Annotated in this window: 23 protein-coding genes; 13 read left to right on the top strand and 10 right to left on the bottom strand. The window is 68.5% G+C overall.

Annotated elements, in window-relative coordinates; translation table 11 throughout:
- Positions 1-22 precede the first annotated feature (22 nt).
- The 5 genes from ABDW59_RS11710 (at position 23) to ABDW59_RS11730 (ending at position 5,167) form a co-directional block, all read left to right on the top strand.
- The gene (locus ABDW59_RS11710; protein WP_343629971.1) at positions 23-1,120 is read left to right on the top strand and encodes a flagellar basal body P-ring protein FlgI; all 1,098 of its coding nucleotides are present in this window, start codon (positions 23-25) and stop codon (positions 1,118-1,120) included.
- 40 nt (positions 1,121-1,160) lie between these two features.
- On the top strand, positions 1,161-1,571 hold the full coding sequence (locus tag ABDW59_RS11715) for a flagellar biosynthesis protein FlgJ (protein WP_343629973.1): 411 nt from the start codon (positions 1,161-1,163) through the stop codon (positions 1,569-1,571).
- 60 nt (positions 1,572-1,631) lie between these two features.
- Positions 1,632-2,999, top strand: coding sequence for a flagellar hook-associated protein FlgK (flgK, locus tag ABDW59_RS11720; protein WP_343629974.1), 1,368 nt, complete (start codon positions 1,632-1,634; stop codon positions 2,997-2,999).
- Between the two features lie 67 nt (positions 3,000-3,066).
- Positions 3,067-3,948, top strand: coding sequence for a flagellar hook-associated protein FlgL (gene flgL, locus ABDW59_RS11725; RefSeq protein ID WP_343629975.1), 882 nt, complete (start codon positions 3,067-3,069; stop codon positions 3,946-3,948).
- A 76-nt stretch (positions 3,949-4,024) separates the two neighbouring features.
- On the top strand, positions 4,025-5,167 hold the full coding sequence (locus ABDW59_RS11730; protein WP_343629976.1) for a hypothetical protein: 1,143 nt from the start codon (positions 4,025-4,027) through the stop codon (positions 5,165-5,167).
- 54 nt (positions 5,168-5,221) lie between these two features.
- Here the strand turns inward: ABDW59_RS11730 and ABDW59_RS11735 are convergent, their stop codons facing one another.
- The 3 genes from ABDW59_RS11735 to ABDW59_RS11745 all read right to left on the bottom strand — a co-directional run bounded on the left by ABDW59_RS11735 (position 5,222) and on the right by ABDW59_RS11745 (position 7,263).
- On the bottom strand, positions 5,222-5,875 hold the full coding sequence (locus ABDW59_RS11735; RefSeq protein WP_343629977.1) for an alpha/beta family hydrolase: 654 nt from the start codon (positions 5,873-5,875) through the stop codon (positions 5,222-5,224).
- 256 nt (positions 5,876-6,131) lie between these two features.
- On the bottom strand, positions 6,132-6,722 hold the full coding sequence (locus ABDW59_RS11740) for a hypothetical protein (protein ID WP_343629978.1): 591 nt from the start codon (positions 6,720-6,722) through the stop codon (positions 6,132-6,134).
- Between the two features lie 106 nt (positions 6,723-6,828).
- Positions 6,829-7,263 (bottom strand): response regulator, encoded by a 435-nt coding sequence (locus tag ABDW59_RS11745; RefSeq protein WP_343629980.1) that lies wholly within the window; start codon positions 7,261-7,263, stop codon positions 6,829-6,831.
- Positions 7,264-7,628: 365 nt separating this feature from the next.
- On the opposite strand from ABDW59_RS11745, the gene ABDW59_RS11750 reads away from it, so the two are divergent.
- From ABDW59_RS11750 to ABDW59_RS11760, 3 genes are read left to right on the top strand one after another with little or no spacing between them, the layout of a single operon-like run.
- The gene (locus ABDW59_RS11750) at positions 7,629-9,146 is read left to right on the top strand and encodes a hypothetical protein (RefSeq protein ID WP_343629982.1); all 1,518 of its coding nucleotides are present in this window, start codon (positions 7,629-7,631) and stop codon (positions 9,144-9,146) included.
- A gap of 8 nt (positions 9,147-9,154) precedes the next feature.
- Positions 9,155-9,778 carry a hypothetical protein gene (locus tag ABDW59_RS11755; protein WP_343629983.1) on the top strand — a complete coding sequence of 208 codons (624 nt, stop codon included), beginning with the start codon at positions 9,155-9,157 and terminating at the stop codon, positions 9,776-9,778.
- Complete coding sequence (locus ABDW59_RS11760) at positions 9,778-10,197, top strand: hypothetical protein (protein WP_343629984.1); 420 nt, start codon at positions 9,778-9,780, stop codon at positions 10,195-10,197. The genes ABDW59_RS11755 and ABDW59_RS11760 overlap by 1 nt, the downstream gene beginning before the upstream one ends.
- Positions 10,198-10,227: 30 nt before the next feature.
- On the opposite strand, the gene ABDW59_RS11765 is transcribed toward ABDW59_RS11760, so the two are convergent.
- Complete coding sequence (locus ABDW59_RS11765) at positions 10,228-12,021, bottom strand: glycoside hydrolase family 15 protein (protein ID WP_343629985.1); 1,794 nt, start codon at positions 12,019-12,021, stop codon at positions 10,228-10,230.
- 252 nt (positions 12,022-12,273) lie between these two features.
- On the bottom strand, positions 12,274-13,818 hold the full coding sequence (locus ABDW59_RS11770; protein ID WP_343629986.1) for an MFS transporter: 1,545 nt from the start codon (positions 13,816-13,818) through the stop codon (positions 12,274-12,276).
- A 105-nt stretch (positions 13,819-13,923) separates the two neighbouring features.
- On the opposite strand from ABDW59_RS11770, the gene ABDW59_RS11775 reads away from it, so the two are divergent.
- The gene (locus ABDW59_RS11775; protein ID WP_343629987.1) at positions 13,924-14,856 is read left to right on the top strand and encodes a LysR family transcriptional regulator; all 933 of its coding nucleotides are present in this window, start codon (positions 13,924-13,926) and stop codon (positions 14,854-14,856) included.
- 41 nt (positions 14,857-14,897) lie between these two features.
- Here the strand turns inward: ABDW59_RS11775 and ABDW59_RS11780 are convergent, their stop codons facing one another.
- The 5 genes from ABDW59_RS11780 to ABDW59_RS11800 form a co-directional block, all read right to left on the bottom strand.
- On the bottom strand, positions 14,898-15,692 hold the full coding sequence (locus tag ABDW59_RS11780; RefSeq protein WP_343629988.1) for a M90 family metallopeptidase: 795 nt from the start codon (positions 15,690-15,692) through the stop codon (positions 14,898-14,900).
- Positions 15,689-16,564, bottom strand: a complete 876-nt coding sequence (locus ABDW59_RS11785) for a UDP-2,3-diacylglucosamine diphosphatase (protein ID WP_343629989.1) — start codon at positions 16,562-16,564, stop codon at positions 15,689-15,691. The genes ABDW59_RS11780 and ABDW59_RS11785 overlap by 4 nt, the downstream gene beginning before the upstream one ends.
- Positions 16,561-17,064 carry a peptidylprolyl isomerase gene (locus tag ABDW59_RS11790; protein WP_343629990.1) on the bottom strand — a complete coding sequence of 168 codons (504 nt, stop codon included), beginning with the start codon at positions 17,062-17,064 and terminating at the stop codon, positions 16,561-16,563. Before ABDW59_RS11790 ends, ABDW59_RS11785 begins: the two co-directional genes overlap by 4 nt.
- On the bottom strand, positions 17,061-17,651 hold the full coding sequence (locus tag ABDW59_RS11795; RefSeq protein WP_343629991.1) for a peptidylprolyl isomerase: 591 nt from the start codon (positions 17,649-17,651) through the stop codon (positions 17,061-17,063). The genes ABDW59_RS11790 and ABDW59_RS11795 overlap by 4 nt, the downstream gene beginning before the upstream one ends.
- A gap of 74 nt (positions 17,652-17,725) precedes the next feature.
- Positions 17,726-18,271 carry a tetratricopeptide repeat protein gene (locus ABDW59_RS11800; protein WP_343629993.1) on the bottom strand — a complete coding sequence of 182 codons (546 nt, stop codon included), beginning with the start codon at positions 18,269-18,271 and terminating at the stop codon, positions 17,726-17,728.
- Between the two features lie 191 nt (positions 18,272-18,462).
- Between ABDW59_RS11800 and cysS the strand changes: the two genes are divergently transcribed.
- Genes cysS through tilS form a run of 4 tightly spaced genes read left to right on the top strand, consistent with a single transcriptional unit; the run spans position 18,463 to position 22,902 of the window.
- Entirely contained in the window at positions 18,463-19,860 is a 1,398-nt protein-coding gene (gene cysS / locus ABDW59_RS11805; RefSeq protein WP_343629995.1) for a cysteine--tRNA ligase, read from the top strand.
- Positions 19,860-20,513, top strand: a complete 654-nt coding sequence (locus tag ABDW59_RS11810) for a DNA-3-methyladenine glycosylase (RefSeq protein WP_343629996.1) — start codon at positions 19,860-19,862, stop codon at positions 20,511-20,513. Before cysS ends, ABDW59_RS11810 begins: the two co-directional genes overlap by 1 nt.
- Positions 20,514-21,485: an acetyl-CoA carboxylase carboxyltransferase subunit alpha gene (locus ABDW59_RS11815; protein WP_343629997.1), complete on the top strand. Its 972-nt coding sequence runs from the start codon at positions 20,514-20,516 to the stop codon at positions 21,483-21,485.
- Positions 21,486-21,525: 40 nt separating this feature from the next.
- Positions 21,526-22,902: a tRNA lysidine(34) synthetase TilS gene (tilS, locus tag ABDW59_RS11820; protein WP_343629998.1), complete on the top strand. Its 1,377-nt coding sequence runs from the start codon at positions 21,526-21,528 to the stop codon at positions 22,900-22,902.
- The last annotated feature ends 49 nt before the right edge of the window (positions 22,903-22,951 follow it).

The following is a 22,951-nucleotide window of genomic DNA, read 5'->3' on the forward strand; positions in this document are numbered from 1 at the left end:
ATCCGAGTTGAGGAGCGTCGTCATGAAGAAACTGCTGATCGCCTTGTGCCTGGGCGTCGCCGCCGGCGGCGCCTTCGCGGCGCAGTCGCTGCGCCAGCTCGTCGATGTCGAGGGCGTGCGGGAGAACCAGCTGCTGGGCTACGGGCTGGTGGTCGGACTGAATGGCAGCGGCGACAGCACGCAGGTGAAATTCGCCGGGCAGTCGGTGGCCAACCTGCTCAAGCAATTCGGCGTGAAGCTGCCGGAGAAGACCGAGGCCAAGTCGCGCAACGTCGCGGCGGTGATGGTCAGCGCGAGCTTCCCGGCGGGCTATCGGCGCGGGCAGTCGATCGACATCACGGTGTCCTCGCTGGGCGATGCGAAGAGCTTGCGTGGAGGGACGCTGATGCTGACCGAGCTGCATGCGGCGGATGGCGAGGTGTATGCGCTGGCGCAAGGGAACATGGTGGTCACCGGATTGAGCGCGCAGGGGCAGAGCGGCTCCAGCGTGACGGTGAACACGCCGACGACGGGGCGGGTGCCGAATGGCGCGACCATCGAGCGGGAGATCGGGACGGACTTCGACACGCGTCCGGATGTGGTGCTCAACCTGAAGCGGCCGGGGTTCCAGACCGCGACGCAGATCGTGGATGCGGTGAATCGGCGATTCGGCGAGGGCGTCGCGTCGACGCGGGATGGGAGCAGCGTGGCGGTGAGGGCGCCGGTGGAGCCGACGCAGCGGGTGGCGTTTGTGGCGCAGCTGGAGGCGCTGTCGATCGAGGCAGGGCAGGCGCTGCCGCGGGTGATCTTCAATTCGCGGACCGGGACGGTGGTGATCTCGGATGGCGTGAAGGTGCGGCCGGCGGCGGTGTCGCATGGGTCGCTGAAGGTGATCATCAGCGAGCGGCCGCAGGTCAGTCAGCCGAATGCGCTCAGCCAGGGGCAGACGCGGACGGTGCCGCAGTCGCAGCTCAAGGTGGATCAGGGGGACGGAAGGATGTTCCGGTGGCCGGCGGGGACGTCGTTGCAGGCGATCGTCGATATGGTCAACAGCATTGGGGCGAATCCGGATGATTTGATGGCGATCCTGCAGGCACTGGATCAGGCGGGGGCTATTGAGGGGGAGTTGCAGGTGATTTGAGGGAGGAAGACCCCCACACCCAGACCCACACAAAGCCATCATGAACACGATCGACTCTCAAAAGACCTCGCCGCTCACCGACGCCCCCCCCGACGTCCTCCCCGCCGTCGACCCCGCCATCAAGGCCAAGGCCACCGACGCCGCCGTCAAGTTCGAAGCCTTCTTCCTCAAGCAGATGATCAGCCAGATGCGCGCCGGCACGCGCGCGCTCGCCGACGAGGACAGCCCCGACAAGAAGCGCGTCAACCAGGACATGCTCGACCTCGCCGACGGTCTCGTCGCCGACGCGCTCGCCCAGCAGCGCGCCTTCGGCATCGCCGATCTGATGCTCAAGCAGGTGCTCCCTCAGGCCGCCAACGCCCCCGCCGCGCGCACAGCGTCCGCCGCCCCCGACGCGGCCTTAAGTTCCGCCCCCGCCAGGTCGCCTTCCAACGGGAAGACCTCGGCCTAAGGCTGGCATCGAGCAGGCCTCCAGCTGACTTTCAGCGCCGACCCAACCGGACCCTCCACCATGAGCATGCTTCTCAACGGCCTCACCGGCGCGCAAGCCGCCCAGGCCGCGCTGAACGCCACCAGCCAGAACGTCGCCAACGCGATGACGCCCGGCTACACCCGCACCGGCGTGCTGCTGGGCTCCATGCAGACGCCCACCGGCGGCGCGGGCGTGCAGGTGTCGGCGCTGCTGCGCTTCGCCGACAGCTTCAAGAACGTGCAGCTGTGGCAGGCCACCAGCCAGCTCGGCCAATACCAGGCCGGCCAGTCCTACCTGACCCAGCTCGAGCAGGTCATGTCCGATGACACGGCCAACATCAACAACGGCATCGACCAGTTGTTCGCCGCGCTCAACGCCGCCAGCGTCCAGCCCGAATCCGGTCCGCTGCGCGAGGCCGTCATCACCGCCGCCGACGGCCTGGTCAAGCGCTTCGACTCGCTGCAGCAGCTCTTCGCCAACCAGCAGACCGCCATCGCCAAGCAGCGCGATGGCGTGATCAACCAGGTCAACGCGCTGACCCAGGACATCGCGCTGCTCAACAAGCAGATCGCCGCGGGCCGCAGCGGCGGCACCAACGACGCGGGTCTGCAGGACGCGCGCGACGAGAAGCTCAAGGCCCTGTCCGCGCTGGTCGGCGTCCAGGTGGTGGACACGCCCGACGGCGCCAAGAGCGTCTCGCTCAAGGGCGGCCAGCCGCTGGTGGTCGGCGCCGACGCCGCCACGCTCTCGGCCAACGGCCCGTCGCAGCTGACGGTCAACTTCGCCAGCACCTCGTTCAAGATGAGCGACGCCGGCCAGGGCGGTCAGCTCGGCGGCCTGGCGGATCTGCAGAAGCAGGTGCTGGGCCCCTTGCAGACCTCCATCCAGGAACTGGCCCTGGGCCTGGGCGACGCCTTCAACGCGCAGCTGGCGGCCGGCTACGCGCCGCCGGCGACGACGCCGGGCAAGCCGCTGTTCGACACCAGCGGCGGCCATCTGAAGATGACCGGCCTGACCGCCAGCGAGCTGGCCTTCTCCAGCAGCCCGACCGTCAGCGGCGACAGCGGCAACCTCAAGGCGCTGGTGGCGCTGCAGGGCAAGACCATCGCGATGACGACCTTCGACGCTGCCGGCAATGCGGTCGGAACGCAGCAGACCGTCACCGGCGACGTGTTCACGCAGCTGGTGGGCAAGCTGGGCGTGGCGAGCGCGCTGAACCAGGCCTCGCAGAAGACGGCCACGACGGTGCGCGATCAGGCGGAGGAGGACTGGAAGTCCAGCTCCGGCGTCAACAGCGACGAGGAAGCCATCAGCCTGATGCAGTACCAGCAGATGTACCAGTCCAACATGAAGGTGGTCGCGGTCGCGAACCAGCTCTTCGACGCCACGCTGCAGTTGCTGGGCTGAGCCCCGCGCATCGATTGACCCGTCCCGAGCCGCCGCCCTCAGCTTCCACAGACCGCGAAAGACCGCCATGCGCATCGCCAGCACCCAGTACCACACCACGATGAACAGCGCGCTGCAGGCCGCCAACGAGGGCGTGGCCAAGGCGATGAAGCAGCTGGCCTCGGGGCAGCGGGTGCTGGTGCCCTCGGACGACAGCATCGCCGCGCTGCGCCTGGCGCGGCTGTCGCGGGACGAGGCCTCGCTGGCGCAATACCGCGACAACATCGGCGCGCTGCAGGCCCGGCTCAAGACCAGCGAGGTGACGCTGGACAGCATCAAGGAAGACCTCCAGAGCACGCGCGATCTGCTGGTGTGGGCGGCCGACGGCGGCAACACCGGCGCGGACCTGAACGCGATGTCGGGCTCGCTCAAGACCCTGCATGACAGCCTGCTGTTCCTGGCCAACAGCAAGAACGCCGAGGGCCGCTATCTGTTCTCTGGAACCGCCAGCGATCAACCGACGGTGGACGCGAGCTACGCATTCCTCGGCAACACGCAGACGCAGGAAGTCGCGGTGGCCGACAACCTGACCGTGCCGGCCAACGTCTCGCTGGAGACCATGGGCACCTTCCTGCAGCAGCTCAACGCGCTGCAGACGCAGCTCGCGGCGCCGGGCGTGACGGCTGAAAGCGCGCATGCCAACGTGCAGGCGATGATGGACACCCTGGACCAGACGCTGAACTCGGTGTCCGGCAAGATCGGCCAGCTCGGCGGCCGTCAGAACATTCTGTCGACGATGGATTCGAATCACGCCTCGGTGAGCCTGGCGAATCAGCAGAGCGCGCTGGACATCGGGCAAGTCGACTACGGCGAGGCCTCGACCCGCCTGAACAGCTACACGCTGGCACTGCAGGCGACGCAGAAGGCTTATGCGAAGGTCAGCCAGCTGAGCCTGTTCGACGCGCTTTGAGCCCGTCGACAACTGCGCTCCCCTTGATACTGCCGCCCCCCGACTCCCTGAACGCCCCGCGCGATCCACGCCCACGATGCTGCCCGCGACTTCCGGCCCGACTTCCTCGACGTCCACGTCCCATGCGCTCGCCGCGCCGGCGCAGCGCGGGTTGCTGAACGCGTCGGGCGACGCCTTGTCGCCGGGGGCGCAACGCGCGGCCTGGTCCGGCGGTGCCGAGGCGGCTGGACTGGCGACGCGTGAGAGCGCCCCCGCCGTCGCGACGCCGCGGGCGTCGACGCTCGCCGCGAGCGAGGCCTCACCGCAGCCGCTGCGTGGCGGCGATGCCGCGCCCGTGTCGCGCGAGCCCGGGCTGCAGGGCCAGGTCGGCCGGCTTCAACAGGGACTCGAGTACCTCGACCGCCTGGCGGCGTCGATGCAGCAGCTCAAGGGCGGTCTGAGCGCCACGCTGGCGCGGCAAGCGGAGCCCACGGCGGCGCTCAACAGTCAAGTCGACCAGTTGCGCCAGCTGTGGTCGCAGCGCAGCCGCGATGCGGGCGGGCGCGTGGACGGCGATCTCCAGACGGCGCCGCAGGACGGCAGCTCGCGCCAGCGCTTCAAGCTGCGCGGGCTGGATCTGTCGGTGCTGGAGCAGGGCGGTCGCGAGACGCTGCGGCTGCAGCTCCCCGGTCAATCGCAGGAAGGCGGTGGCAAGTCCGTGGCCATCGCGGTGACGCTGGACGGCGAGGGCACGCAGCAGCAGTTGCAGGCGCTGACCAAGGCCTTGTCGCCGGCCGGGCTGACGGTGCAGACGCAAGGCCAGGAGATCGTGTTCAGCGTCGCCGAGACTCAGTGGCCTGCCTTGCGCGACGGCATGACGCTGCGCGGCGAGGGCAAGCGCTTCCCGAGCGGTCAGCCGGTGCGCGCGCTGCTGGAGCCCGCGCCCGAGGCGATGCAGCCGCAGCGCTGGGATCTGAAGGATGCGGCGGGTCAGCGTCAGGCCTTGGGTCAACTGCTGCAGGCCCAGCCCAAGGTCGCGAAGGCGCGTGAGCGCCTGAGCGAGCAGCTCGATGCGGTCGCGTCGCGCTCGGCTACGGGCCTGGCGCCCGCGCAGGCCGGTGCGCTGGCAGATGCGCTGGCCGGCTCGCTGTCCGGGGCGGAGTACTCGGATGTCGGCGCCTTGCTGCCCGCGTTGCGAGGCATGCATCGGGATCGGGTGAGGCAGTTGCTGGCGGGTTGAGCGCGTCGCCCGCCGACCCAGATCCACCGATCAATCACCGGTGCAAGCTGCGGCTCAGCGGAAGGCGTTGGACATGAAGTCAGACACCAAGCGCGCGACCAGCTCGTGAGACCGGTCCCGGGCGATCTCCGCGGCCTCGCCTTCGAGGCCTGGCATGGCGAAACCATGATCGCCGCCCACGACGGCGACGCGCAGGGCCGGCGTCGACGAAGCAGCGAATCGATGCAGCTGGCGCGTATCGCAATAGGGATCGCGATCGCCGCTGACGAGCAGCGTGGGTCGTTGTTCCGCTTGCAGCGAGCCGTAGTGGAGTTCGGCCGTGGAGGTCGAGTCGCTCCGCCCCGGCTCGACTTGCGAGACGAGCGGCGTCAGCAACACCGCGCCCGCCAGCGAGGCATCGGCTTCGAAGGCGCGAGAGGCAACCACTGACCCCATCGACTTGCCCGCGACGACGATGCCATCCGAGCGGATACGCGCGTCGCTGCGTGCGAGCGCGATGACCGCTTGCAGCTCGGCCAGCTCGACGGACAGGTCGGCGGAGGGCTGCCCCTTGGGCTCCGCTGCGAGATAGCGCCAGTTGAATCGATAGACCGCGATGCCGTGCTCGCGGAGGGTGGCGGCGACGCGTGCCATGAGCGGCATCCGCAGGTGGTAGCTCACGCCCGGCGCCAGCACGAGCACCGGATGCGGGCCGGGGCCCGAGGGCATGTCGATGAGGACGTTGGAAGGCGAAGGTGCTTGCATGGCGGGGGATTCTCCCCGCTATGGGGTCATGCTTGGCGGGTATGCCGTGCCGGCTTCTTGTCTTGGGCTGAGCGGGCGGTAGAGCTGAGACGCCGTTAGCGCGTCACGCGCCGCAGGTTCTCGCGGGCCTTGTCCTCCAGCTTCTCCCGCAGGCGCGCGCCCATGAGCGGTGGAACAGGGCAGTCATGGCGGCGATTGTGGCGCCAGGCAGAAGGAAGGGTCAGGCCGTGCCCGCGCTCACCCGCCCCGCATCCAGCTGCGCCCGCAGCGCCGCGATCTCCGCCGCGAAGTTGTCCCGCGCCGTCGTCGCGCCGACCAGCTCCATCTCCGCCGCGAGCCGCGCGTCGGACTCCGCGGCCGAGGTCGCCACCTGCCGTTCCAGCTGCTTGCGCAGGTCGGCCAGCTGCGAGTCCTTGCCCGCGATCGCCAGCTGATCCTTGGCTTTCCCCACCAGCGCGTCCGACGCGATGTCCCGCGCATGGCGCAGCTCGACCGTCAGGCGCTCGATGGCGGCCTCGCGCTCGGCGAGCTTGGACAGCGCCTGGTCGCGCTGCTCGGTGATCTGCGCCAGCTGACTGTTGAGCGCGTCGCGCTCGGATTCCGATTGCTGATGCGACTGCCGTGCCGAAGCCAATTCGTCCTCGGTGCGGGACAGGCTGTCGCGCAGCGGCGCCGAGGCGCTCTCCATGACTTGCCTGGCCCAGTCGCCCAGCGCGGCGATGAGCGCCTCGGGCACTTCGACGCCGGGGGCGCCAGGAGAGAGTCGCACGGCGAGGGCGGGTTCCGGGGACGTGATTGCTTGGCCAGACATGTCGAGTTCCAGGGAGAGATTCGATCTTCGGAAATGAAAAGGCGACCGCCTCGGGTCGCCTCTTAAGCGTCGCGGCCCGCGGGTGCGCGCGGCCGTGCAATCCTGCTCAGTCCACCAGGATGTTCCGGTTCTTGAGCGTGAGGTGGATCTTGTCGCCGATGGTGTCCTTGTTGAAAGGCTTGACCACGTAGCCCGACGCGCCCAGTTGGGCGGCGCGGATGATGTCCTCCTTGCGGCCTTCGGCGGTGACCAGCAGCACGGGCACCGAGCGCACCGGGTCGCTTTCGGGTTTGCCGCGCAGGGCCTCCAGGAACTGGAAGCCGTTCATCACCGGCATGTTCACGTCGCTGAGCACGAAGTGCACCGGCTCGCCGGACTCGGCGGCGCCTTCGATGATGCGCAGCGCGACCTTGCCGTCCTCGGCCTCCAGGATCTTCTTGAAGCCCAGCTCGCGCAGCAGGCCCGAGATGATGCGGCGCATGGTCGAGAAATCGTCCACCACCAGAAAACAGAACTCTTCGCGCTTGATCGTCGTGACCATGTCCAACTCCGTGAGGACGGAATCGTAGCGCGCATGGGTGATCGCGCGGGAAGGCCGGCGGCGCAGGGCGCCCAGCCGGCAGCCCTCGCAGGGATGCGCGGCGCCGGTGCCAAGGCGCGTCGTGGGTCGGTGCGGGATCTGCCGGAGGGGGCGCCGCCGCGCGTGGCCGCGGGCCGCGGACCGAAGTCGATCCCTAGGATGGAGGGACGTTGTTCATCCCGAAGTCTGTGGATGACGCGCCAAGGCGGCCTGCGCATGCTGCGCAGCTCGACGAGAAAGGGAGCAGCATGCAGTGCCAAGAATGCGATGGCGTGGACGGACGGAGGTCCGCCTCGTCGCGATGGGCGTCAGGTCGTGCCGCTGGCGTGCGACGCGCCTGGATGGCGATCGTGGCGCTGTCGGTCAGCCAGGCGATGACCGGCTGCGCGCTGCTGCATCGTCCGGACGACGACAAGCTGGCGCAGAGCGCCTCCAAGTCCTTTGACGAGGCGGCGCTCGGCAAGACGCTCGATGCCGAGCGAGAGGCGCTCACCAAGACGCAGCAGGAACGGCAGGAGCTGGTGAAGCGCTCGCAGTTCGCGTTGCGTGACGCGATGCTGGCCGGGGTGATCGGCGGGACGAGGCCGGACACGACCTGGGGGGCGCTCAAGAACGAGGTCGACCAACGGATCCATTACCTCAAGGACGAGAAGACCGTCACGCTGCCGCAGGACTGCAATCCTCGCTTGAGCGATGCGCAGACCGACCGGGAGTTCGCCAACACCAGGACGCTCCTTCTTGCGGACAAGGTGAGGATTGCGGCGCTCACGCTGGGCGAGAGCGTGCCCTTGTCCTGCGCCAAGCAGCCGACGCCGCTGCCGGCGAGCCAGGCCGGCAACGCCGGATTCAAGGCGCTGGTGGAAGCGTACGACCGCGCATGCACCGATCTCACGAAGCAGCAGGCCTGTGTCAGCGCGCATCTTCAAGGCGGCGAGCTCGCGCTGACGCTGGCCCGGATCGGCGCCGCGGACGACGAGCAGCGGACAGTCAAGGAGAGGATCGCCGCGGCGACCAAGTCCTATCAGGACGCGCTGGCCGAGGCCGACCGCGCCAAGCCCACCGCCGGCGCGGCGCAAGCGCTGGCCGATTCCCTTCAGAAGCAACTCGACGCCATCGGCGAACTGGCCAAGAAGGCGGACGGCGTCAACGACAAGGCCGCCAAGCTCGGCTTCTCCGAGCTCGCCACCCTCGAGTCGCTGGAGCAGCGAAAGGCGATTCTCGAAACCTATATCAAGGCCTTGCTGGGCGAGGATCCGGGTGCGAAAGAGCTCCCGGCGCATCGCGCCTATCTCATCGCCAATCTGGTCAACCGTGCCAGCGAGAAGCCCGCGCCGCCCACGGCCGGCATCGTGCTGCAGGCCGAGCTCTATCGGCAGCAGATCGCGAACTCGCAAGCGCGGCTGCGACGCGTGAACGACAAGGTGGCGGCGCTCAAGGCTCGGTACGCGGCCCTGACGACGGAGCTCGCCGAGCTTCAGAAGACCCGCGGCCACCTGGCCGGCGCGCAGGGCGGCAACGGCGGCTGCAATCAGGCCGTGTCCTTCTATGAAAGCCTCTCGGCCGGCAAGGGCTGCGAGATCCACGCCGGCGGCGCGCTGTTGTCCTTCAACAATGCCTGGACCCTGGGCCGCATGCCGGCCGAGCAGGCGGCCTATCGTGAGATCGACATCCAGGAGCAGATCGCCTTGGACGACTCCGAAGCGGGGCTGAAGCAAAGCCAGACGGTGCTCCGAGCCTCGCTCGATCAAATCGTCAAGCTCAACGCCGCGGGCATCAAGCCCGAGGACGTGGCGGCGTTCTGGCAGGCCCTGGGCATCACCGCCATCGCGGTCCGCGTCAAGTGAGGCAGCACATGCGAACCCTCGTCACTCCCGGTACCTCCGCACTGCCTCTGACCGTGCTGGTCACGGCGGCGACCGTGCTGCTCGCAGGATGCGGCGGCATGCAGAGCCTGGAGGAGACCCGCAAGGACACGCGCACGGTGGGCCTGCTGGTCAAGTCCGTGTCCACCAGCGTCGAGAACTACCAGAAGCAGCGTGATGCGATCGCGGTCTCGTCCCTGCGCAATCGGCAGGCGCTGGAGGCCCTGGCGATGCAGTACGAAGCCAGCTCCGCCGCCGCGATCGCGGTCTGGGAAGTCGGCGGCGATGCCAAGCGCAAGGACCTCTTCACCCGCGTGCACACGCAGGCCGACGCGCTGGCGGCGGCCAACGAGCAGCGCGCCGCGCGTAAAGCGGAGCAGGAGAAAGAGATCGCCAAGGCCCGCAGCGCGGTCAACGCCAACACCGCCAAGCTGGCGGAGACCTCAGTCGCGCTCATCAAGCTGGGTGAGGCGAAAAGCGCCAAGGACGAAGCGGCCTTCTACCTGCAGTTCGCCAAGGACACGCAGGCGGAGATCGCCAAGGCCAGCGAGGCGGCCGCGTCCGCCGCCAACAGCAACGCCGCGGCCGCGACGGCTGACAAGGGAGTTCAATGATGGCCAAGAAGATCCAGTTCGCCACCTTGGCGTTCCCCGCGAAGGAGGCGCCCGGCGTGGCGCCGCGAGCGAGCACGGCGGGCGAGCGCTATCTGCTCGCGCTGCTGGACTCCCAGCGCGCCCTGGACATCGCGCTCAGCGCGTTGATCGCGCGGGCGGCCGAAGCCGATCAGGAGGAGTCCGCCTACATCGAAGTCCAGAAGGGCAACGTCAAGGCGGACTACCTGAAGCTGGACGCCATGCTCAACGCCTATCTGTCCTCGCAGGCGATCTTCAAGCCGATCAGCGATCAGGAGCTGACCAACATCCGGTCGATCCTGGACAAGATGCAGAAGTTCACGGCGAAGAGGGAGAAGGCGGCGGCCATCATGCAGGCCGTCACCGACCTGCTCAACGAATGGAGCCCGGACGACGCCTGATCACCTTCAGTCGTTCATGGCGTCGGCGCTTCAGATCTTCGTATCCCACGGCTTCGACAGCCGCATCGCCCCATTGATGATCCCCACCATCGAGTAGGTCTGGGGGAAGTTCCCCCACAGCTCCCCGGTCACCGGATGCGTGTCCTCCGACAGCAACCCCAGGTGATTCCGCGACGCCAGCAGCGCCTCGAAGATCTCCCGCGCCTGATCCTCCCGCCCGATGCGCGCCAGCGCATCCATCCGCCAGAACGCGCAGATGTTGAACGAGGTCTCCGGTTTGCCGAAATCATCCGGCGCCTCGTAGCGCCGCATGTAAGGCCCGTCGCACAGCGTCGCCTCCAGCGCGTCCACCGTGCTCACGAAACGCGGATCGCGCGGATCGATGAAGCCGACCTCCGCCATCAGCAGCACGCTCGCATCCAGGTCCTTGCCGCCAAAGCTCTCGACGAAGGCCTTGCGCTGCTCGCTCCACGCATTCGTCAGGATCTTCTGCTTGATGAGCTCGGCCCGCTCGCGCCAGGTGCGCGCGCGTTCCGGCAGGTTCAGCTGCAGCGCGATCTTGGCCAGCCGATCGCAGGCGGCCCAGTTCATCAGCACCGACGAGGTGTGCACCCGCGAGCGCGTGCGCAGCTCCCACATGCTCGCATCCGGCTGGTCGTGGATGGCGAAGGCACGCTCGCCTGCGCGCTCCAGCAGCGCGAACTCATCCACGCCCGCGCGCTGATGCAAACGATGATCGAAGAAAGCCTGCGCCGAGCCCAGCACGATGTTCCCGTACACGTCGTGCTGGAAATGCTCGTAGGCCTGATTGCCCACCCGCACCGGCCCCATCCCTCGATAGCCGCGCAGATGCGGGACCATGAACTCGGTGAGCTTGCTCTCCAGCCCGATGCCATAGAGCGGCTGGACATGGCCGTCCTGCGACTGCGCCACCACGTTGCGCAGCCAGCGCAGGTAGTCCTCCATGGTGCCCGTCTCCGACAGGCTGTTGAGCGCGCGCACCACGAAGAAGGCGTCGCGCAGCCAGCAGTAGCGGTAGTCCCAATTGCGCTGCGTGCCCGGCGCCTCGGGGATGCTGGTGGTCATCGCGGCGACGATGGCGCCGGTTTCCTCGAACAGGCAGAGCTTGAGCGTGATGGCCGCGCGGATCACCGCTTCCTGCCATTCCAAGGGGATCGCGAGGCGCCGCGTCCAGTCGCGCCAGTAGGCGACGGTCTTCTCCTCGAGCGTCCGCGCCGCGTCCTCGACCGACCGGTCCAGCGTCTCGTCGGGGCCGAAGATGAAGCTCATCGGCATGTCCAGCGCGAAGGGCGTCTCGTCGTGGACGTAGGTCAGCGGCGCGTTGGTGGTGAGGCGGACGGTGAACTCGGGTCCGACGAAGCGCAGGTGGTTGCTGCCGCGCGTGCGGGCCGGGTGCGCGGAGCCCCACTGGACCACGGGTCGGAGGATGACGCGGATGCGGGGGTGGCCTTGCAGCGGGCGGATGCGGCGCACCAGCATCTCGGGCCGGAAGGGGCGGTCGTAGAGGAAGAAGCGCGGCATGAAATCGGTGATCTCGATCGCGTTGCCGTGCAGGTCGTAGAGGCGGGTGCGCAGGACGGCGGTGCCGTGGAGGTACTCCTGCTCGCTGTGGGAGAAGTCCTCGAGCAGAACCTGGAAGGTGCCGTCCGGGCCGATGCCTTCGGGGGAATCGATGAGCGCGTTGAAGACGGGGTCGCCGTCGAAGCGTGGCGCGCAGGCCCAGACGACGCGGGCGCGATCGTCGATCAGCGCGCTCACCGCGCAGTTGCCGATCAGTCCCAGCTTCAGCGATGCCGCTTCCATGCGTGTGCTCCTCTTCTTGCGATGGGGAGGCCCGGCCCCGCCCGGCGGCAGGAACGGACCGGTCGCGCGATGCGGCAAGAAGCGCTCCTGGGAGTTCGCAGGAGCGCGAAGACCCTCTCCCCCGCCCTCTCCCGCAAGCGGGCGAGGGGGGCAACAGCGCTCGCCCGCTCGCAAGGGCGCGTGTGTTACTCCCTCGCCCGCTTGCGGGAGAGGGCGGGGGAGAGGGTCTTCGGGGCCTCCGATCCTCGGTCCCTAGTGATCCCCCCCCACCTCCGCCCCCCGCAACAGAACCAACAGCACCACCGCCGTCATCACCGTCACCAGGGCCAGTCCTTGCGCCAGTTGCGAGAACGCCTGCTCATAAGCCATCACCAGCGCCCCGGACGGCATTGCCGCATGAACTGCCGTCGCCTCGCCCAGCCGCCCGGTCGCGAGCAACGGCGCCGCCGCCTGCATCTCCACCGGCAGCCGTGCCGCGATCAACGCCGTCAACGTCGACCCCACGACCGCCAGCGCCACGCCTTCTCCCGCGACCCTCACCGTGCTGAAGATCCCCGCCGCCATCCCCGCCCGCTGCGGCGGCACCACGCTCACCGCGAGCCCGTCCATCAGCCCCCACGGCCCGCTGATCCCGATACCGATCAGCGCCATCGCCGGGATCGCCTCGACCCCGCCCTTCGCGTAGGACAACCACCACAGCCCCGCCGCCGCGATCAGCAGCCCCGCGCCGCACAGCGTTGCCGGCGAGCACCACCGCGTCGCGCGCCCCGCCGCCAGCGGCAGCACCAGCAGCGGCGCCGACAAGGCCGCGATCAGCCACCCGGTGAGCGACGCGGACAGCCCCTCGATGCCGGCAAATCGAATCGGCAGCATCACCAGCAGCACGACGAAGGCATAGGCCGGCGCGGCGGCCAGCAGCTGAATGCCGATGAAGCGCCGATACCGGAACAGCGAGAGGTCCAGCATCGGCGTGGGACTGCGCTGCTCGACCCGGGCGAAGACGATGAAGAGCATCAGCGAGATGACCAGGCCGATGACGACGCCTGCATCGGACCAGCCTCGTTCCGACGCATGCAACACCGCCCAGGTCAGCACCGACAGCGCCGTCGTGAACAGCGCGGCGCCCGCCCAGTCGAAGGGACTCGCCTGGCCGTCCCGCGACTCCCGTATGGCGCCAGCGCCTATGAACAGGGCGATCGCGATCGTCGCCATCACCAGCACGAAGATCGCGCGCCAGCCGAAGGCCGTCGACACGAAGCCCGCGGAAATCGGTCCCAGGACCAGCCCGATGCCGAAGCTCGTGCCCAGCCAGCTGAAGGCGCGCGTGCGAGCGGGGCCGTCGAATTCCTGCGCGAGCAGCGCGGCGCCGCTGCTGAGGATGGCCGCCCCGGCCAGCCCTTGCAGACCGCGCAACACGTTGAAGGCCCACATCGCCTGCGCGACCGGCAGCAGCGCCGACGCGATCAGGAAGAGCAAAGCGCCCGCGCGAAACACGCGCCGACGCCCGATGCGATCGGCGAGCGCGCCCGCCGCCAGCATGAAGCCGCCGAAGGCCAGCATGAAGGCGTTGGTCACCCAGGCCAGCGCGGCGGGGGAGGCGACGAGGTCGTCGGCGATGCCGCCCAGCGCGACCGCCGCGCCGGTGAAGACCATCGGCATCGTGGCCGAGGCCATGCAGACCGTCGCCAGCACGCGGCGTTGGCGGAGAGCGTCGCGGCCGGCTTCGCGGTCCGCCGCTTTGGCCGCATCGCGATCGAAGAAGGTCGTCGTCGCGGTCCTTGAATCGGAAGAGCTCATGAGGTCATCGTGAAAAGCAATCGAGCGATTGAAGATACGATGGCCTGATTCATTGAAAAACAGGGCTGGATTCCGACCAATACGGAATCAAATGCTTGAATCGCGATGGACCCTTCCTCCGGTTTCTCCGGCCTGCTGGCTTTCGTCCGCACCGCCGATCTGGGCAGCTTCGTCGCGGCGGGGCGGGTGCTGGGCATCTCGGCCTCGGCGGTGGGCAAGGCGGTGACGCGGCTGGAGCAGGAACTCGGCGTGCGCCTGCTCCAGCGCAGCACGCGCAAGCTCGCGCTGACCGAGGAGGGACGCCAGTTCCACGAGCGCTGCCGGCGCATCCTCGACGACCTGGACGACGCCAAGGCCACGATCGCGCATGCGACCGCCGCGCCGCGTGGCCGGCTGCGCATCAGCGTGCCCATCGTCGCCTACCACTTGCTGCTGCCTCTGCTGCCGGAGTTCCTCGGCCGTTACCCCGAGATCGAGCTCGACATCGACTTCAACGATCGCCTCGTCGATCTGATCGAGGAGGGCGTGGACCTGGCGATCCGCAGCGGCGACCTGGGCGATTCGCGCTTCGTCAGCCTGCCGCTGCGGCCTTACCGCTTGCTGCTCTGCGCCTCGCCCGACTACCTCGCGCGCCGCGGGGAGCCGCGCCATGTCGAGAACCTCGCCGCCCATGACGGCATCCGCTTTCGCTTTCCCAACTCGAGGCGTCTGCAGACCTGGCCGCTCGTGCCGGCGAGCGACCTGGACCCCTCGGCCACAGCGCTCTCCGAGACCGCGCCCGAGCCGCGGCTGCGGCGCTCGCTGGTCTTCAACAACATGGAAGCGGTGCGCGGCGCGGCGCTCGCCGGCCTGGGCATCGCGTGCCTGCCGGACTTCCTCGCGCTGGAGCCGCTGCGCGATGGCCGGCTGCGCCGCGTGGTTGCGCTCGACGATCAGCCCGCCGGCCGCTTCCACGCGCTGTGGCCGACCAGCCGGCATTTGTCGCCCAAGGTCCGGGCCTTCGTGGACTTCCTGAAGGAGCGGCTGCGGGACGAATGAGCGCAGCGCGGCCCGCGTGTCGATGGCGCGAGGCGTCGCGCTCAGCCGCGTGCCGGGTCTTGCCTGAAGAACTCGACGAAGAGCCGGTACAGCCGCGGCTGCTCCGCGAGCAGCTCGCGCGGCGCGACGAAAAAGGCCTCGACGGCGACGGCGTAGAACTCCTCCAGCGAGCTCTCGCCGTAGGGGTCGATGAGGGTGGGGACGCCCGCGTCGACCTGGTCGCAGAACCAGTCCCACTCGGCTTCCATGGTGGCCTGCCAGCGTGCGCGCAAGGCCTTGTCCGCGATCGGCGGCAGGCCCTCGGTACCCTCCGGCGCGTCCATCGTGAAGATGTGGGCGAACTCGTGGATCACGACGTTGTAGACCGGGTCCATGCCCTCCAGACGGTGCGCGGCCTCGGGGGTGATCTCGTTCCAGGCCAGCATCATCGGCCCGGCGCCGGGGGCTTCGCCGACCACCGGCTCCTCGTAGATCTGGACCACGCCGTCCTCGTCCATGACTTCACGCGTCGCCACGACCTCGCCCTCGTGGACAAGGATCACGAGGAAGCGGTCGTACCAGTCCAGCCCCAGTCGCAGCACCGGCAGGCAGGCCTGGGCCGCGATGGCCACGGCCATCTCGTCGGTCACCGTCAAGCCGCGCGCGCCATGGAATTCCTTGGAGGCCAGGAACAGCGAACAGAGGCGGCGGAGCTCGGCGCGATCGGCCTCGTCTCGCCGAGCGAGGAAGGGGTAGTGGGCGAGCGTCAGCTGCCACAGCGAATCGGAGATGGCGAAGCGCTCGAGCAGCTTGCGCTCGCGGTGCTCGCGCCAGCGTTGCAGCAGGCCGCCGATCATCGCGGCATCTGCGTGGGCATCGGCATCGGCATCGGCGGCGGTGCCTGCGTCAGCGGCTCGACGCGATGCAGGCCATCGGCATCAATGACCAGTACATCGCCGCGCGCGGGACCGTGGGCGCCGTCGTAGTCCCAATCGGAGAGCACCGCGCGGATCAGACCGTCGCCCAGGTCGTGCATGGCCGGACGATGCGTGTGGCCGTGGATCAGCGTGTCGCAGCCCGACGCGCGCAGCCAGGATCGCGCGGCGTCGTCATCGACGTCGGCCCAGGTCGACGGGTCGGCTTGATGCATGCGGCTCTTTGCTCGCAGATGCCGGGCCAGCGCCCGGCGCGCGAAAAGCGGGAGCGCGCGTAGCGCGGCGAGGACGTCGAGCCGCCGCACCACCGCGCGGGCGCGCAGGTACCCGACGTCGCCCAGGCAGAGCTGATCGCCGTGGCTCAGCAGCCAGACGCGGCCGAAGGCCTTCAAGCGCGTGGGGTCCACGAGCAGCCGCATGCCGGCATCCGCCGCCATCGGCTCGCCCAGGGCGAAATCGCGGTTGCCGTGCATGAAGAAGAGCGCGAGCGGCTTGCCGTCCGCGCGGCCATGGCCGCTGGCGGCGTCGCGCAGCAGTTGCAGCGCGTCCTGCTCGAAGGTGCCGGCCTGCCAGCGAGCGTCGTCGCCGATCCAGGCCTCGAAGATGTCGCCGAGCAGAAAGACCGCATCGGCGGGCGTGACCGCCAGGTGCCGGCGCAGGCGCGCCAGCGTCGCCGGCATGTCCGGCGAAAGGTGCAGGTCCGACAGCAGATCGATCCGCCGCCAGCCCGGCGCCGCCTCCAGCGACGTCAGCGGGCCCGGCAGCGGGAACTCAGCGGCGGACCTCGGGATCACTCGACCGCGACGGCGCGCTCGATGATGACCGGCTCGGCCGGCACATCGTCATGGAAGCCCGAGCGGCCGGTCTTGACCTTCTCGATCTTGTCCACGACGTCCGTGCCGCCGACGACCTTGCCGAACACGGCGTAGCCCCAGCCGGACGGGGACTCGCTCTTGAAGTTCAGGAAGTCGTTGTCCACGGTGTTGATGAAGAACTGCGCGCTGGCCGAATGGGGCGCGTTCGTACGCGCCATCGCCAGCGTGTACTTGTCGTTCTTCAGGCCGTTGTTGGCCTCGTTCTGGATCGGGGCGTCCGTGTCCTTCTGACGCATGCCGACCTCGAAGCCGCCGCCCTGGGCCATGAAGCCCTTGATGACGCGGTGGAAGATGGTGCCGTCGTAGTGGCCCTTGGCGACGTAATTCAGGAAGTTGGCCACGGTGCCCGGGGCCTTGACGTCATCCAGTTCCACCGTGATCAGACCGTGGTTCGTGTGCAGTTCGACTTTTTTGCTCATGCTGGGACTCCTAATTTCTCGACCGTGGCCTTGTTGATGAGGATGGGGGTGTCGGGCAGGTTCTGGAAGGCCGGGTTCTTCGGGGACTTCGAGGTCTTCACCGCGCGGATCTTGTCCACGACGTCCATGCCTTCGGTGACGTAGCCGAAGACCGCGTAGCCGCGGCCGTCCGACGCGTAGCCCGGATCCAGGCCGGGGTTGTCCACGACGTTGATGAAGAATTGCGAGGTCGCGGAATTGGGGTCGCCGGTACGCGCCATCGCGATCGTGCCACGGATGTTCATCAGGCCGTTGCCGGCCTCCAGCGGGATCGGCGCCTTGGTCGGCTTCTGCTTCAGATCTCGCGTGTAGCCGCCGGTCTGGATCATGAAGCCGTCGATGACGCGGTGGAAGATGACGCCGTTGTAGTGGCCGGCCTTCACGTAGGCCAGGAAGTTGGCGACGCTCTTGGGCGCTTTCTCAGGGTCCAGCTGGACCTTGATGTCGCCTACCGAGGTCGACAGCTTGACGACCTGCGCCTGCGCCAGCGAGCCGGCCAGCGAGAGCGCCGCGGCGCCCAGCGCCAGCAGCAGTTTGGATGTCCTCATGATGCGGATGCCCGTGTTGCGGAAGAATTGGATGCGAGCACGAAAAGCCAGGAAACGGGACACGGGCCTGGCGTTCAGCGCGCTGGAGCGCCCTTGGCGTCGGCGCCATTGAACGCGATCACGCGCTGCAGCTTGAGCTTGAGCGCCGTGTCGTCGCCCAGCGCCTGCTTGAGCGCCCGCTCGTAAGCCTGCTGGGCCAGGCGCATCAGCACGTCGCCCAGGTTTTCCTGCGCCTGCCCGTGGTCGGGCTGCAGGTCCAGCGCGCGCATCAGGTTCTGGCGCGCGGCCTCGTACTCGCCGCGCGCGGCGTTGATGACTGCCAGGTTGTTGTAGGGGTCGGCCAGGTCGGGGAAGTCCTCGGTCAGGCCGGTGAACAGGACCTTGGCGCGCTCGAGCTGCTGCTGTTCCAGCAGCATGGTGCCCAGCGCGAAGCGCAGGCGCGGATCCTCGGGCGTGTTCTTGAGCGCGTCCTCCGCCATCTTGATGGCCTGGTCGCGCTTGCCCGCGGCCCACAGGCCCTGGGCGTCGTCGACGACGCCGGCCGCTTGCGACAGAGGAGCGAAGCCCAGCGCCGCCAGGACGAGGGCGAAGGAGCGGAGCAGGGGGGTGATTCTTGGCATGGTCGGGCCGCTATACTGCCGGGCATTCTAGAGCGAGCTTTCGTCTCCCGCTCGTCACCCGGCCGGCTCTTCCGCCTCCACCGCACGACACGCCGCACTCCGACGCCCAGCAACACTGCGCGGGCCCGGTGGTAGCGGCGTCCCGTGCCCGCGGCGGATCTTCCGGGGTGGACGTCCGGCGCGACACATCCATGTCCTCCTTGCGCATCTACAACACGCTGACCCGTCAGCTGCAACCCTTCGAACCGATCGAGCCGGGCAAAGTCCGCATGTACGTGTGCGGCATCACCGTCTACGACCTGTGTCACATGGGGCATGCGCGCATGAACATCGCGTTCGACGTCGTCTATCGCTGGCTCGCGGCCAGCGGCTACGACGTCAACTTCGTGCGCAACATCACCGACATCGAAGACAAGATCATTCGCCGGGCGCTGGAGCGGGGCATCACGATTCGCCAGCTCACCGACGAGATGATCGCGGCCATGCATCGCGACTTCGCGGCGCTGGGTATTTCGACGCCCACGCACGAGCCGCGCGCGATGGACTTTGTCCCGCAGATGCTGGACATCATCGGCAAGCTTGAACAGAAGGGCCTGGCTTACCAGGCCGACGGCGGCGACGTGAACTACGCGGTGCGCAAGTTCGCGGGCTACGGCAAGCTCAGCGGCAAGTCCCCGGACCAGCTGCGCGCCGGGGAGCGCGTCGCGGTGGACGACGGCAAGCGCGATCCGCTGGACTTCGTGCTGTGGAAGTCGGCCAAGGCCGAGGAGCCCGCCGAGGCCAAGTGGGCCAGCCCCTGGGGCGAGGGCCGCCCGGGCTGGCACATCGAGTGCTCCGCGATGAGCTGCGCGCTGCTGGGCGAGCGCTTCGACATCCACGGCGGCGGCATGGACCTGCAGTTCCCGCACCACGAGAACGAGATCGCGCAGAGCGAAGGCGCGTTTGGCCGTCCGTTTGTCAATGTCTGGATGCACAACGGCTTCCTGAACATCGACGGCGAGAAGATGTCCAAGAGCCTGGGGAATTTCTTCACCATCGCGGAAGTACTGGAGAAGTTCGACGGCGAGTCGATTCGCTTCTTCATGCTGCGCACGCAGTACCGCAGCCCGTTCAACTTCAGCGACGTCAGCCTGGACGACGCGCGCACCGCGCTGCGCCGGCTCTACACCGCGCTGGACGCGGTCCCGGCGGACGAGGTGGCCATCGATTGGACCCGCGGTCATGCGGCCGCGTTCAAGGCGGCGATGGACGACGACTTCAACACCCCCGGTGCGCTGGCGGTGCTGTTCGAGTTGGCCAATCAGGTCAATCGCGATCGCTCGTCGGCCGACGCCGGCCTGCTGAAGGCGCTGGGCGGCGTGCTGGGCGTGCTGCAGCAGCAGCCGAAGGCCTTCCTGCAAGCGGGGACCGGCTTGGACGAGGCCGCGATCGAGGCGCAGATCGCCGCGCGCGCGGCGGCCAAGGCGGCGCGCGATTTCGCCGAGGCCGACCGCATCCGCAAGGCGCTTGTCGAGCAGGGCATCGAGCTGAAGGATGCCCCGTCGGGCACGAGCTGGGTGCGCATCGCCAAAGCCGGAGACCAGGCCTGATGGCGCGTGTGGCGACTGCCGGGGTGACCCCGGACTATTGGGACGAGGCTTGTCGTCATCTGGTCAAACGCGACCGGGTCATGAAAAAGCTCATCCCGCAATTCGGCGAGGCCCGGCTGCAAAGCCGCGGCGACGCGTTCACGACCCTGGCGCGCTCCATCGTCGGTCAGCAGATCTCGGTGAAGGCGGCCCAGGGGACCTGGGACAAGCTCGCCGGATTGATGTCGGGCCCGTCCAACCGGATCAAGCCGATCGAAGTGCTGGGCCTGGACAAGGACGTGCTGCGCGGGGTCGGGCTGTCGGCCCGCAAGGTCGAGTACCTGAGCGACCTGGCGCAGCATTTCGAATCGGGTCAGGTCCACGTGCGCCAATGGGCGCAGATGGACGACGAACCCATCATCGAGGAGCTGGTGGCCATCCGCGGGATCGGTCGCTGGACCGCCGAGATGTTCCTGATCTTCCACCTGATGCGGCCCAACGTCCTGCCGCTGGACGATCTGGGATTGCTGAAGGGCATCAGCCAGCATTACTTCAGCGACGAGCCGGTCTCGCGGGCGGAAGCCCGGGAACTCGGCGAGGGCTGGGCCCCGTATCGCTCGGTGGCCACATGGTACATTTGGCGGAGCCTTGATCCGCTACCGGTGGATTATTGAATGAGCAAGAAACACTTCCTCGAATTCGAGCAGCCGATCGCTGAGCTCGAGACCAAGATCGACGAGCTCCGCTACGTGCAGAGCGAGTCCGCGGTGGATATCTCGGAAGAGATCGACCGCCTGGGCAAGAAGAGCCACCAGCTGACGAAGGACATCTACGCGAATGTCCTCCCGTGGCAGGTCTATCAGATCGCCCGACATCCGCAGCGTCCGCAGACGCTGGACTACTGTTCGGAAGTCTTCACCGAATTCCAGGAGCTGCACGGCGACCGGCACTTCGCGGATGACGCCGCGATCGTCGGCGGTCTGGCGCGCTTCAACGGGCAAGCCTGCATGGTCATCGGCCATCAGCGCGGCTCGGACGCCAAGGAGCGCACGCTGCGCAACTTCGGCATGCCGCGCCCCGAGGGCTATCGCAAGGCTCTGCGCCTGATGAAGCTGGCCGAGAAATTCGGCCTCCCGGTGTTCACCTTCATCGACACGATGGGCGCGTACCCGGGCATCGGCGCCGAGGAGCGCGGCCAGTCGGAAGCGATCGGCCGCAACATCTTCGAGATGGCCCAGCTGGAAGTGCCCATCATCGCGACGGTGATCGGCGAGGGCGGCTCCGGCGGCGCGCTGGCCATCGGCGTGGCCGACCAGGTGCTGATGCTGCAGTTCTCGGCCTACTCGGTGATCTCTCCCGAAGGCTGCGCGTCGATTCTGTGGAAGACGGCGGCGCGCGCTTCCGAGGCTGCGGAAGCGCTGGGCATCACCGCGCATCGCCTGAAGGCGCTGGGCCTGATCGACAAGATCGTCAGCGAGCCCGTCGGCGGCGCGCACCGCGATCAGAAGCAGATGGCTTCGAATCTGAAGCGCGCGCTGGGCGACGCCCTGCGGCAGGTCTCGGACCTGAAGACCAAGGATCTGCTGGACCGCCGCTACGAGCGTCTGCAGGCCTATGGCCGTTTCGGCGACACCAAGAGCCGCTGATCCCGACGTCGCGGCGTCCGGTTTTTCGACTGCACGCCGCGTGATCGCGGTCGCCGCGAGCGGCGGCCGGGATTCGACGGCGCTCCTCCACGCCACCACCGTTGCGGCCCACTCGCTGGGCTTGCGCGTGGTGGCGTTGCACATCCATCACGGGCTGAGTCCCCACGCCGACGCGTGGCTGGCGCATCTGCAGACGCAGGTCGACAGCTGGGCGGCGCAAGGGCTGCCGGTGACGCTCGTCCATGAGCGTTTGAGCGGCTCGCCCTCCGCCGGCGAGAGCATCGAGGCCTGGGCCCGCGGCGGGCGCTTCCGCGCGCTGCAACGCCTGACCCTCGCAGCCGAGGCCGATCTGCTGCTGCTCGCCCATCATCGGCGCGATCAGGCCGAGACCTTCCTGCTCCAGGCGCTGCGAGGCGCCGGCGTGGCCGGGCTCTCGGCGATGCCGCGCGCGCAATGGCGCGACGGCGTGTGCTGGGTGCGGCCCTGGCTCGACCATCCGCGCGAGGCCGTCGAGGCCTACGTCGCCGCGCACGATCTGCGCTTCATCGATGACGACAGCAACACCGATCCTCGCTTCGCGCGCAACCGCCTGAGGCAGGCGGTGTGGCCGCGGCTGCTCGCCATGTCGGCGGGCGCGGAAACGGCGCTGTCCAACGCCGCGCAATGGGCGCAGGAGGCGGCCGAGCTCCAGCACGAGATCGCCGAGCAAGACCTGGCACGCTGGGCCGATGAGACCGGTCTGGATCAGGCGATGCTGACCCGCTTGAGCCCGGCTCGCGCGTCGAATGCGCTGCGGGCCTGGCTGCGCCGCATGAGCGGACGCACCGCGCCGGCGACCCTGATCCGACGGCTGCTCGAGGAGGGCCGCCTCGGCGCCGTCGCCCGGTGGCCCTTGGGCGGCAGCGAGCTCCATCTGTATCGCGGCCGCTTCTTCGTTCAGGCGCGGCCCGTCGCGCCGCCGAGCGCCGCGGCGCCGCCCGCATCGCTCGCCGGCCTGGGCATCGCCATCGGCGGCGATACGGCGGTCATCCGCCGCGATTTCGCGCGTCCGGGTCGTCATGAGGTGGCGGAGTGGGGCGGTGCCTTCGATGTCGAACCCGTGACCGAGGGTGGACTTGCGCTTTCTGCGCTCAGCAATGTCGAGTTGCGTCCGCGCGAAGGCGGCGAGCGCTTCCAGACGCATGCCAAGGGCCTGGCGCGCGCGCTGAAGAAGTGCTGGCAAACGGCGGGAGTCCCCGCTGTTCAGAGGGAAGGGCCGCTGATCTACGGCGACGGCCGACTGCTGTTCGTGCCTGGGCTGGGCATTGACGCGCGCTGGTCCGCGGCGCCCGGTGAAGCACAAATGACGCTGCGTTGGACGCCGGATGCATGCGGATCGCGCATGGCTCGCGACGTTGCGGGCAGGGACGGGTCTTAGAATCGTCGGCTGTGGTCGCGGCGCACCTCCTTCCCGCGGTAATGCGGAC

This window comes from Roseateles sp., assembly GCF_039595295.1.
In the GTDB taxonomy this organism is placed as follows: domain Bacteria; phylum Pseudomonadota; class Gammaproteobacteria; order Burkholderiales; family Burkholderiaceae_C; genus Roseateles.